Consider the following 12,436-nt stretch of genomic DNA (forward strand, 5'->3'; position numbering starts at 1 on the left):
GGTAAAATAGGTTCGTTGGTTAAGGATCATCTTAACAAATTTAGTTTTCACAAAATTTAGGAGGAATTTATTATGCCAGTAGTATCAGGAGCTGAATTTTTACAAGCTGCTCGTAAAGGCGGTTATGCTGTCGGCGGGTTCAACACAAACAACTTAGAATGGACTCAAGCGATCTTAGAAGCAGCTGAAGCTAAAAAAGCACCAGTACTTATCCAAACTTCAATGGGTGCAGCTAAATACATGGGTGGTTACAAAGTATGTAAAGACATGATCACTAATTTAGTTGAATCAATGAACATCACTGTTCCAGTGGCAATCCATTTAGACCACGGTGACTACGATGCTGCATTAGAATGTATCGAAGTTGGCTATACTTCAGTTATGTTCGATGGTTCTCATTTACCATTCGAAGAAAACTTGAAATTAGCTAGAGACGTTGTTGAAAAAGCTCACGCTAAAGGAATCTCAGTTGAGTGTGAAGTTGGTTCAATCGGTGGAGAAGAAGATGGAATCATCGGAACAGGTGAATTAGCAGACATCGAAGAATGTAAACAAATGGTAGCAACAGGTATTGACTACTTAGCATGTGGTATTGGTAACATCCACGGTCAATATCCAGAAAACTGGAGCGGATTAGCATTTGATCACTTACAAGCAATTGCTGATGCTGTAGGTTCAGATGTACCTTTAGTATTACACGGCGGATCTGGTATTCCTCAAGATCAAATCGAAAAAGCTATCTCAATGGGTATTTCTAAAGTAAATGTGAACACTGAATTCCAATTATCATTTGCTGCAGCAACTCGTGAATATATCGAAGCTGGTAAAGACCGCGAAGGTAAAGGATTTGACCCTCGTAAATTATTAGCACCAGGTAAAGCAGCAATCGTTAAAGATGCTGAATCTCATATCGACTGGTTCGGTTCTGCTAACAAAGCATAATCGATAAAAGTTAGATCGAACGAGATAACTGATAGAAGAGAACAATGTGCCGATCCGGCGATTGTTCTCTTTTTTTATTTAAATAAAAGGAACGATACTCGTTTCTTCGTTTCATCTATGATAAAATACAAGCATATGTATAAAATTTGAGGAATAAACAAGGTGGGGAACAAATGAAAAAAATAATCATCGAAGGAAATCGTCCATTGACTGGTGAAGTAACGATCAGTGGTGCTAAAAATAGTGCAGTTGCCTTGATACCAGCAGCGATTTTAGCAGATTCTCCTGTGATCTTGGAAGGTGTACCTGACATTCAAGATGTTCATTCATTGATAGAAATTTTAGAAATCATGGGCGCAACTGTCCGTTTTGAAAACAATGTATTAGAAATCGATCCACGTGGTGTCGTTTCAGTACCGATGCCAAGTGGGAAGATCAATAGCTTGCGTGCTTCTTACTATTTTATGGGCACCTTATTAGCTAAATTTGGCGAAGCAGTTGTTGGTCTACCAGGCGGCTGTTACCTTGGTCCGCGTCCAATCGACCTTCATATCAAAGGGTTTGAAGCGTTAGGAGCAAAAGTCACAAATGAACATGGTGCGATGTACTTACGAACAGAAAACAAAACGCTTAATGGAAATCGTGTGTTTATGGATGTGATTTCTGTTGGTGCAACGATCAATATCATGTTAGCAGCAGTGAAAGCAAATGGACAGACGACAATCGAAAATGCGGCGCGTGAACCTGAAATCATTGATGTTGCGACATTATTGAACAATATGGGTGCCAAGATACGTGGAGCAGGTACTGACGTGATTCGTATTGAAGGAGTAGAAGAACTGCATGGCTGCCGCCATTTCATGATTCCTGACCGTATCGAAGCAGGGACTTATTTGGCTGTAGCTGCTGCCGCAGGAAATGGCGTAAAAATCAAGAATGTGATCTATGAGCATCTTGAAAGTTTTATTGCTAAACTTCAAGAAATCGGTGTGAGCATGAAAATCAGTGAAGACGAGATCGAAGTTTATCCTTCAAAGAATTTAAAAGCCGCGAATGTGATGACTTATCCGTATCCAGGTTTTGCCACAGACTTACAACAACCGTTGACACCGTTATTATTGATGACTACTGGAACTGCTGAGATCGTGGATACGATCTATTCGAAGCGAGTGAATCATGTTCCTGAATTAGCACGAATGGGTGCTGATATCTCAGTAGAAGGTAATATGATCATCCTGAATGGGCCGAATAAACTCCATGGCGCTGAAGTTGTTGCTTCAGATCTACGCGCAGGGGCTTGTTTAGTGATTGCAGGATTGATGGCAGAAGGCACGACAACGATTTATAATGTCGAATATATTTTGCGTGGTTATGATCATATCATCGAGAAATTAACAGCAATCGGAGCAAGTATCAAAATGGTGGAGGAAGTGGAAGCCGAATGAGCGATTATTTGACAATGGCCGAACTGGAAAACAAAACACTAAAAGATGTTTACAGTTATGCAAAAGAATTCAAGATTCCTTATTACAGTAAGATGAACAAAAAGGAATTATCCCTAGCTGTTATTCGAGCTCAGGCTGAAAAACAAGGCTTTTACTATATGGAGGGGATTTTAGATATCGTTGGACAAGACGGCTATGGTTTTTTGCGTCCGATCAACTATGGTCCAAGTGTCGAAGATATTTATATCTCTGCCTCCCAAATTCGTCGCTTCAGTTTAAGAAACGGTGACAAAGTAGCTGGTAAAGCAAGACCGCCTAAAGAATCAGAACGATATTACGGATTGATGCACGTTGAAAGTGTCAATGGGAGAGATCCTGAAGATGCGAAAGAGCGCCCGCATTTCCCAGCATTGACGCCGCTTTATCCGGAGAAGCAACTTCGTTTAGAAACGACACCGCAACAAATTGCAACACGCATGATCGATATTTTCTCGCCGATTGGCTTTGGACAACGTGGGTTGATCGTTGCACCGCCGAAAGCAGGAAAAACATCCATCTTAAAAGAAATCGCTAATGGGATCACTGAAAATCATCCAGAAGTGGAGTTGATCGTTCTATTGATCGACGAAAGACCTGAAGAAGTAACCGATCTTGAGCGTAGTGTCAAAGGCGATGTGGTTTCTTCCACATTTGATCTGCAACCACAAAACCACACGCGGGTTTCTGAATTGGTTTTAGAGCGTGCCATGCGTTTAGTTGAAGATAAACGGGATGTCGTCATCTTGATGGACAGTATCACTCGCTTAGCTCGTGCTTATAATCTAGTGGTACCACCAAGTGGTCGTACATTGAGCGGAGGAATCGATCCTGCAGCATTGTACAAACCGAAAAAATTCTTTGGCGCTGCCAGAAATATTGAAGAAGGCGGTAGCTTAACGATTTTGGCTACGGCATTAGTTGATACTGGGAGTCGGATGGATGATGTCATCTACGAAGAATTCAAAGGAACAGGGAACTTAGAATTACAACTATCTCGTGAATTATCAGAACGCCGTATTTTCCCTGCCATCGACATCAAAAAATCAGGTACTCGTAAAGAAGAGTTATTGATGGATAGTGATCAGCTAGAAGAAATCTGGAAACTCCGTAAGCATATGATTGGCGACTCATTAGAATATACGGAACAATTGATCCGTTTCTTGCGAAAAACTAAAAATAACCAACAATTTTTTAAAGATTTCCAAGATGTTTCTTTTGGCAAAAAAAATCCCACAAGAAATTTAAAAAGATAATTGCAAGCTTATAGGAAACATGGTAAGATGTAAATGTTGTAAATCGACAAATCAACTCTGGTTCAGCAAATGAAGCAGGGCAAAGGAGCGAATAGCATGAAAGAAAATATCCATCCAGATTACCATCCAGTCGTATTTTTGGATTCTACAACTGGTTTCAAATTCTTGTCAGGTTCAACAAAAACTTCACAAGAAACAGTTGAATGGGAAGACGGTAATACATACCCAGTCATCCGTGTCGAAGTAACTTCTGACTCACATCCATTCTACACTGGACGTCAAAAATTCACACAAGCAGACGGACGTGTGGACCGTTTCAACAAAAAATACGGTCTCAAAGACGAAAACGCTGCAGAATAATCAAACCATTGTTAAGTCAAGGTTTAACAGACTATCCTATCAGGATAGTCTGTTTTTTGCTTTTGATCTTTTGTAAATACCAATGTACCACTCATGAAAACAGCAAAACGATTTACTGTTTCTTCTGATCACTGGTTGGCTGTTAACGAAGAATTCTAAACATTAGGTTTATTCGCTTGGTATACAGAAGTACGTGTTAATTTCCTACGTTTTCAAAAATAATAATAGGTTTATGAATTAAGTTTTTTAATGTGTAGATGTATGCTCAGAATCTTTTTCCAAATAAAGAATATTCTGCAAGTAACGATGATTCAGCATTCGACATCAGAAGAAAAGATACTTGCTGTCGAATGCATATCAGACGCGGACATTCCAGAGATAAGAAAAATCTATTTGCTTAAACATTCTAAAACTGTTTCTATCAGAGGCTAGGTCATTCAAGTAGTCTGTTTTTTTATTATATAGGCAAAATATACAAAACATGTTTATTCTTTCCTTATTTTTTTAAATCATTGTTTGATAAGGATAGTGATATAAACAGCAATTTTATAGGTAATTATCAGTTGAAGCATAAATAAAATAAATTTTTTTTCATTTTTTTTAGATGTGATGAAAAATTGGTAAATAACATATTCTTTCAGATGTTATAGTTATTTTGTAATAAAAATTAATTTTAGGGGAGTTATTTTAAAAATGAAGAAAAGTTTATTATTTAGCGCTGCACTGTTAGGGATAGTTATGTTTTCTGATATAACTACTGCAGATGAAGTTATTCATTCGAGGGATAATGAAAAAGCTACCATATCTGCAATCGTACAAACAAATCAAAATATTTCTACTAAACTGGAACTCAAACAGAGTGAGAATCTAAATACATATAGATCAACTATTTTAGATAATCCATTTGGTCCGAGTACTAATCAATCGACCGGAATATATAAGCGTGGGAATGATGTGATCGAGATATACGTAGATGAATCAACTGATCAAACACAACTGCCGACATATACAGTTACTACACCTGCTTTAACGAGTTTTTCGGAAGGGTCGGCAAATGGAACACAACTGGTTAAGGGACGTAATGTGATTTCTGGTTCGCAAGTCGGTCTGATCCACATTCGAAATGAATCTGGTCAAACAGCGCAAGGAAAACTAAGTATTGAAATCAAAGGTGGGATAAAGATTCCTCGGTTTATTCTTGGTAAAACAACCCAGCAGGAATGGACAAAAATGATTGCCGATAATCCGACAGCAGTAGGCTATGAACTAGTCAGTGACCGTGTGTTAGTGACAGGATCGAATCGAACACTCCAGGATGCAAAGGATCCTGAGACGATTCTTAATGCACATGAGAAAGTCATTACATTCCATAATCAAACGTCTGGTTTAGATGGTAGTTCTGCTGTCCATCGAAAGCCAGTTGGTTTGTTCCAGCATTTGCGAGAAACCATTCAGTCTGGCTATTATATGTATGCTTTTTATCAACATACAGCTTATAACAGCACCTCAGATGCAATGAGAGCAGTACTGAATCCTACGACTATCGGACAATGGGGAATTTGGCATGAACTTGGTCATACGTATCAATTATCACGAATGAATTGGAAAGACTTGACGGAGGTCACAGTAAATATTTATTCTCTGCGCGCAGAAAAAGGACTGAGCGAGCGTAGTCGTCTAGAAAGAGATAATCGTTATCCAACTATTTTCAACTATTTGAATGGAACAGGACAGAAACAATTTGATGACCAGGATATCTGGACAAAATTAGGAATGTTCTGGCAATTGGAATTAGCATTTGGTGAAGATTTCTATCCTAATTTACATAAAATGTATCGAAATGAACAACGCGCCCTTCCTACGGAACAAGATAAACGTCAGTATTTTGTCGTTGCGGCTTCAAAAATCAGTGGTCAGAACTTACAACCTTTCTTTGAAAAATGGGGTATTCAAGTAACTGCTGAAAGTCGACTTGAAATGGAAAAACTACCAAGCTTGACTAAAAAAATCTGGGAGTATCGAGATGAGATGACAGGTGAAGTAGGAGATATCGATGGTGGTACGAACAATAATGACAAAGAAGCACCGACGATTCCATCAGATCTTGCGGCGAATGAGGTAACAAGTCATTCTGTCAAATTAACATGGAATCCATCATCAGACAACACAAAAGTCAAAGGGTATAATGTTTATCGGAACAACGTAAAAGTGGGAACAACGGATAAGCCAGAGTATTTAGATGAAAATTTAAAGAGTAACGAAGTATATGTGTATCAGGTGAGTGCTTATGATGAAGCAGGTAATGAATCAGCAAAAACGGGCTTCTTGACGGTTGTTACACGACAAGAAGAAAAAGATGACGAAGCACCAAGCATCCCTACAGGTTTGACACAAGGCACTGTTACTACAAATACCGCACAGATCACTTGGACTGCTGCGACAGATAATTTACGTGTGGCTGGCTACAATATCTATCGTGATGGGGTGAAAATCAATTCAGTAACAGGCTTGAATTTCACCGATACAAATCTAGCAAGCAATACTAGCTATACTTATCAAGTCAGTGCTTATGATGGAGCAGGTAATGAGTCAGGAAAAAGTCCGGCAGTGATAATCAAGACCAATGAGCAAAATGTTATTCAAGATACTTGGCGCAGTGACCAAATTTACACAGCAGGAGATTTAGTGATTTATAACGGCATCCAATACCGTGCTAAATGGTGGGTCAGAGGTGAACGTCCTGATACATCTCAGGCATGGGAGAAAGTAGATAAAACACAAACAGAAGAATGGAGAACAATCAAAGCATATTCTGGTGGTGACCGAGTCGTCTACAAAGGAAAGACCTATGAAGCAAAATGGTGGAATACCAATAGCAATCCCGAAACAAGCAGTGTCTGGGTATTGAAATAATAAGTTACAACAAATCAGTTTCGCTAGAATGAAAAAACAGTAATGAAAAATAGCACCTACTTCTTTCTTTAAGGAAAGTAGGTGCTGTTTTTATGAAATAAAAGAAGTTGACTCAAACTTACTTTAAGTATTTCTCAAATTAGTTAGATAGTGGTGTCTATCTTGGTGTTCCAGTTTCTAAAGCCTGTTCTTTTGCTAATTCATTTTTATCATAAATCTTAACAAATGGATAATACATGAAAATGGAAAGAATGATCAATAAAATGTTCAATACGGCTGCCCGCCAGTCACCACCTGTAGCTAAGTAAGCACCAATAGGACCAGGGAGCGTCCATGGTGCGGTGATGGTAACAGCACTGACTAAACCTAGTTTAGTCGCAAACCAAGCGATGGTTGCGCAAACCATTGGAGCAAAGATAAACGGAATGATCAGTGTTGGATTCAATACGATCGGTACGCCAAAGATAACTGGCTCATTGATATTGAAAATAGAAGGAGTGATGATTGCTTTACCTAATTTTGAAGCATATTTTGATTTGGCTGTGAAGGCAAGCAGAATCGCTAAACCGATCGTACAACCTGCGCCACCGATCCAAACAAACCATTGATAAAAAGGTTCAGCTGCAATATTGGGTAAAGCCTCACCAGCTGCTGCTGCAGTTGTATTGGATTCTAAGATCTGCAACCATAAGGGGCGAGCAAGTGAACCAATGATGGATACGCCATGGATACCGAATGCCCAGAAAAAAGTGATTAGAAAAATCAGCAACAAGACACTCGGCAACGTATCGGTTGCGCTGATCAAAGGGCTGACAATTTTTGAAACGGCAGTGTGCCAATCAAAGCCGATGTAATAGCTGATCGATGCCATGACTAAAATCACGATCAAGGTTGGCGTTAATGCTTCGAAAGAACGAGCGACCGCAGGAGGTACTTGCTCAGGCATTGTGATTTTAAATTTCGATTTATCCGTCAAACGATACACTTCGACTGCAAAAATTGAAGTAATGATTCCGACAAACATCCCACCACCGCCAAGATTGGCCATAGGCAAAACAAAACCAGAAGTACCAGCAGCTTCCGCAGCCTCAAGAGGAATATTGACAGGGATAAAGGTCAACAAAAAAGCAATCGTAGCGAGTAACCCACCAGAAACAACATCTAGTTTATAGGTTTTGGCTAAACTGGCACCGATGCCAAATGTCGCATATAGAGACATGATATACATGGTCATGCGATAAGGTAATAAAATAGTTGCTGCATTTTCGGACAAGAACTGATAGATCCCCCAACTGGGCGGTAAGGGCGGAAAAGCAATGATCAAGAAAAACGAACCAACGATAATTAGTGGCAATGTAGCTATGATCCCATCACGTATGGCACGTAAATGTCTTTGGTTGGCAATTGTAGCCATTGGACCTGCCAAATAACGCTCAATGATTTCTGTAAACTTTGTTAACATATTGACACTCCTTTTTTATCGATAGAATTTAGAAGATGATGCCTTGATACAACCATAGATAAGCGACGAACATCAGACAGACTGTAGCGATAAGAAATGTTCGGATACATCCTTTAGTAAAACCTGTATTAGTTGAAATAAAATAATAATTGCCAGTGATGACAGCAGCTAAAGAGGGAGGAAGAAAGAGAAAGACACCCAGTCGAACTTCCCAGTGCAATAAATAGAATAAATAGGGAATGAAGATACCACTGACGATACAAGCAAGAAGCAAGTAACAAGCCGATTTCATCCCAAAATGAATGATTGATGGAACTGTTTCTTTATTATTCATGGTGAGACCTCCTTTTGTTCGTTTGAAACGCTTTCATAAATCAAGTATACATTTATGAAATTAAAAATCAATATATTTATCTATCTAACGTAATTTTATTTCTATACCTATGAAGTATGGACAAGTGTGTAAGTATTTGATGAAAGAATCAAAAAATATGGATCAGATAGAGGGAGTCCCTCATAATCTGATCCATGTTTTGGTTTGTGTTCTGTTTTCGTTTAATTAAAAACTTCGGCCGCCGCCGCCAAAGGTACCGCCACCACTCGAATGAGTCGTGCTGCCACCACCACCGCTTCCTGGGGGTGGCGCTTTAGGGATACGACGAGTCGTGACAAAGGAGTTCGTTAAACGATCTGTTTTGTCCGTCAATTTGATACTTGCCTTTTCACGAAATGGGTATTTATATGTCCCGGATTTCAATTGGTATCGTGAGGCGGTGATCATATAAAAAGCGATGCTTAAGATAGCTGCCAAAGCCACCGCAATCACTATTTCGACGGTAGTCAAAACTTTATACCGAGTGATTTTACCTGTGGCTTCATCTATACGATAATGACCGCCAGGCACTCCTTCATCTACATAAGTAGAAGCTTTGGTCAAATAGGCTTGGGCTGCTGCATAATAGTTTGCATTCGTCATCTGATCATAGACATCATCTAAAATCGAATCGATCCGGCGATCCGTCAAATAGTCAATCATATTTCCAGAAGTGGAGATATAGATTTCTCGTTGCCCCATATCTAAAAGTAAAACAGAACCATTTTGATCATTTCCTATTGCGGTTTTTAAATAGTTGTCAGCGAAGTCTCTAGGTTCTGCAGTATTTGAGGTAGTCGTGACAATAAATACTTGTCCTTTGATCTTGTCATTGATTTCTTTCGCTTGTTGGCTCAGTGTGTTGACTTGTTCGCTTGTAAATAAATTCGCCTCGTCATTGATTGTTGGGGTAGCGGCTCCTACGATCGGTGTCCACAGTAAACTAATGGCTAATAAAAAGAAAATGGAGAGACTTTTTTTACTCATCATATCAAATAGCCTCCAATCATAAAGAGGATCGCTAAAACAGTGAATATCCCGAAAGAGGTCAAAGCGAGTTTTTTATGACTGATCGGTAATACACCGCTAACTTTACCCGTTTGGCCATTCATTGCATAATAATAGACTTTCTTGTTAGAATCGTTGCTACGGTAAGTAACAAGCCAGACCGGTAACAAGACATATTCATTTTTTTCGCCAGTGATTTCTGCAGAAGCACGTACTCCGGTCAAAGTAGTATAGCCATTGGCTGTATCTCGCAACAATTTTTCGGAATAGTCACGTAACTCATTTTGGATATCTGCTTTGATTGCTTGGTACTCAATGTCACGTTTCTCTGCTTGAAATCCAGCGAGATATTGACTTTTGAATCCGATAGCTTTAGCTAAAGGAAATGGTTGGACAGCTTCCACCATTTTTTGTTGAGTATTTTTTGACAAAGCATTTTTTACTAATTCTTTGAAGAAAAGCTTTCCTTCACGGTGTACGGCATATTGTTTTGTTTCGGTATACTCGATATCACCGACACGCCAGATTCTGACAACTGTCCCGTTGGCTTGTAAAGAACCATCTAGTTCAGCGTCGGTTGCCCAATATGGGAAATAAACGCCAGTTAATTTGTCGATTTGCTCCTGATTGAAAAATGCTTTTGGTACAAACCATTTTTTCTTCGTCCATGCGAGAAACTGTTTAATTGCTTCTTCTTTTTCTACAGAAAAAGGCAGAACTTTATTTGGTAAGAAGTCACCACTTAGTCGTCCGGATAGCACGACTGGATTATGACAGTAGTAACAATAGGTAGCAGCTGTAGTGGCTTCTGTGACGATTTCTGCACCGCAGTTTGGACATAAAAATAGTTCCATGTTGCTTTGTTCGTCAGTAGCCGTCTGTTCAGCTGTTGCCTCTGTATCAGTCATTCCACCAGCATCGGCAAATGCTTGACGTTCTGTTTCATCCATTTGATCGAGCTGTTCTTCTGCTGTAAAGGTGAACTCATCCGTTGCAACTGGTTGATCTTGAGTCCCATTGATGTCGCGGGCCGCTTTTTGTTCCTCTTCATATTGACTGACTTCTGCTTCTGTATAAATATTTAGGCAATAGTCGCAATGAAATTTTTGATCTTTTGGATCGAAGGTCAATGGTCCGCCACAATTGGGGCATTTATGTGTTAAAGCATCCATTCAGGCACCCCTTTCAACTAGTCGAGTGGGATACCTTTGAATGGTTTTCCACAATTTGGACAAAACTTAGGAATTCCATTTGAAAGATCCACTACTTCATGACATTCGCTACATTTCATTTCAAGCTTTGGTTGGCTATTTGCCACTGGTTTTGCAGCACCACAGTTTGAACAGAATTTCCCGGTGTTTTCGGTACCACAGACAGGGCAAGTCCATGTATCGTTAGTACCTTGAGCTGTTTGTTGGTTTTGTTTTTCTTGTTGTTGCTTGATTTGTTCTTGATTATTTTGTGCGGACTGAGCTAAGTAGGAGCCATTGGCATTCATGCCCATTCCCATACCCATAAAGCCAGTCATCGCACCGGCATCATTTTTACCTGCAGCTTCCATCCCACGAGCAATCGAACCTTGCACATAGCCCTCACGGACACTAGGATCACCTAACATGGCACCTTCATTGCGCATGTTGATGAGTTTGACCGAATCATCTGTGTAAGAGATGCTAGCAACTGCGACAGAAACAATCTCCATCCCACGAAGCTCACGCCAGGAATCGTCTAACGCTGTGCCCATATATTTGCTTAGTTCTAAACTTTTTGATGGGACATAGGAAATACGTTGCCCATCAGCAGACATTTGGTTGATCGCTGATTGAAGAGCAGTCAAGAATTCTGCTAAATATTGTTCATTGATATCTGCAATTTCAACTTGCGTCTTATTTTTAGGAATTGCATTTGTATAGAATAAGATTGGATCGGTGATATGGATAGAGTACGTTCCATGCGCACGTAAGAATAATTCTGCATTATAGAAATTATCAAAGTAATTTAATGGCGCGCTTGTGCCAAATTTGATTCCTTTGATCTCTTGTAGATTGATATAGAATACTTGTTGTTTTTGTGGAGTTACGCCACCAAATTTAAAGCGGTCAAAGGTTTCAGCGATTGCACCTTTCAATGAACCATTGAACATGGAAGGGGCAGCATCGTTTTTGATCGTATAATAGCCTTCTTCAGCTGTGTAATCGATGATTTTTCCACCATCTACCAAAAGCATCATCATGTTCGGATAGACATGAACGACTGTGCCATCTGTCAATACATCTTCTGTACCTTTTCGATTGGATCCTCTTTTATCGTCTTTACGTACCTTGACACCTTTTGTCATGACTGTGGTGTCGCTCATATTGTCTGGTTCAATGACTTCGATCCATTGATCTGCTAATCCGCCGCCGATCATGCTAGTTGCTGCTTTAATAAGTCCCATAAAAAGTCCTCCCTGTGAGCAAGTATTTTTTTACTACGTATATGTTTGTATTATACCATAGGAGACTGAAAATGCTCTCAGTCGAAAGATGTAGAAAACCAGAGCACCTATTTCCCACATTCAGCCATACGTTTTAGAACTGAACTTTTTTTCAGAATCTGGATAAATACTGTTCAAGGCGCAACTCTTTGGACACAGCTCAAA

10 protein-coding genes are annotated in these 12,436 nt (G+C 39.6%); 5 read left to right on the plus strand and 5 right to left on the minus strand.

Features of this window, described 5'->3' with window-relative positions:
* Nucleotides 1-72: 72 nt before the first annotated feature.
* The 5 genes from ACH0AK_RS13000 (at nt 73) to ACH0AK_RS13020 (ending at nt 6,952) form a co-directional block, all read left to right on the plus strand.
* The gene (locus ACH0AK_RS13000; RefSeq protein ID WP_010736062.1) at nt 73-942 is read left to right on the plus strand and encodes a class II fructose-bisphosphate aldolase; all 870 of its coding nucleotides are present in this window, start codon (nt 73-75) and stop codon (nt 940-942) included.
* 173 nt (nt 943-1,115) lie between these two features.
* Nucleotides 1,116-2,387, plus strand: coding sequence for a UDP-N-acetylglucosamine 1-carboxyvinyltransferase (gene murA / locus ACH0AK_RS13005; RefSeq protein WP_137072045.1), 1,272 nt, complete (start codon nt 1,116-1,118; stop codon nt 2,385-2,387).
* Nucleotides 2,384-3,679 (plus strand): transcription termination factor Rho, encoded by a 1,296-nt coding sequence (rho, locus tag ACH0AK_RS13010; protein ID WP_010736060.1) that lies wholly within the window; start codon nt 2,384-2,386, stop codon nt 3,677-3,679. Before murA ends, rho begins: the two co-directional genes overlap by 4 nt.
* A 96-nt stretch (nt 3,680-3,775) precedes the next feature.
* Nucleotides 3,776-4,039 (plus strand): type B 50S ribosomal protein L31, encoded by a 264-nt coding sequence (locus ACH0AK_RS13015; RefSeq protein ID WP_010736059.1) that lies wholly within the window; start codon nt 3,776-3,778, stop codon nt 4,037-4,039.
* Nucleotides 4,040-4,732: 693 nt separating this feature from the next.
* The gene (locus tag ACH0AK_RS13020) at nt 4,733-6,952 is read left to right on the plus strand and encodes a M60 family metallopeptidase (protein WP_023519263.1); all 2,220 of its coding nucleotides are present in this window, start codon (nt 4,733-4,735) and stop codon (nt 6,950-6,952) included.
* A 157-nt stretch (nt 6,953-7,109) separates the two neighbouring features.
* Here ACH0AK_RS13020 and ACH0AK_RS13025 read toward each other — a convergent pair whose 3' ends face one another.
* The 5 genes from ACH0AK_RS13025 to ACH0AK_RS13045 form a co-directional block, all read right to left on the minus strand.
* The gene (locus tag ACH0AK_RS13025; RefSeq protein WP_023519264.1) at nt 7,110-8,414 is read right to left on the minus strand and encodes a PTS sugar transporter subunit IIC; all 1,305 of its coding nucleotides are present in this window, start codon (nt 8,412-8,414) and stop codon (nt 7,110-7,112) included.
* A gap of 28 nt (nt 8,415-8,442) precedes the next feature.
* Nucleotides 8,443-8,748 carry a hypothetical protein gene (locus ACH0AK_RS13030; RefSeq protein WP_010736056.1) on the minus strand — a complete coding sequence of 102 codons (306 nt, stop codon included), beginning with the start codon at nt 8,746-8,748 and terminating at the stop codon, nt 8,443-8,445.
* A 225-nt stretch (nt 8,749-8,973) separates the two neighbouring features.
* Nucleotides 8,974-9,777, minus strand: a complete 804-nt coding sequence (locus ACH0AK_RS13035) for a TPM domain-containing protein (RefSeq protein WP_023519265.1) — start codon at nt 9,775-9,777, stop codon at nt 8,974-8,976.
* Nucleotides 9,774-10,967 carry a TFIIB-type zinc ribbon-containing protein gene (locus ACH0AK_RS13040; RefSeq protein WP_023519266.1) on the minus strand — a complete coding sequence of 398 codons (1,194 nt, stop codon included), beginning with the start codon at nt 10,965-10,967 and terminating at the stop codon, nt 9,774-9,776. The genes ACH0AK_RS13035 and ACH0AK_RS13040 overlap by 4 nt, the downstream gene beginning before the upstream one ends.
* Before the next feature lie 17 nt (nt 10,968-10,984).
* On the minus strand, nt 10,985-12,232 hold the full coding sequence (locus tag ACH0AK_RS13045; protein WP_010736053.1) for an SPFH domain-containing protein: 1,248 nt from the start codon (nt 12,230-12,232) through the stop codon (nt 10,985-10,987).
* Nucleotides 12,233-12,436: the final 204 nt, after the last annotated feature.

Source organism: Enterococcus pernyi, from assembly GCF_045371165.1.
In the GTDB taxonomy this organism is placed as follows: Bacteria; Bacillota; Bacilli; order Lactobacillales; family Enterococcaceae; genus Enterococcus_B; species Enterococcus_B pernyi.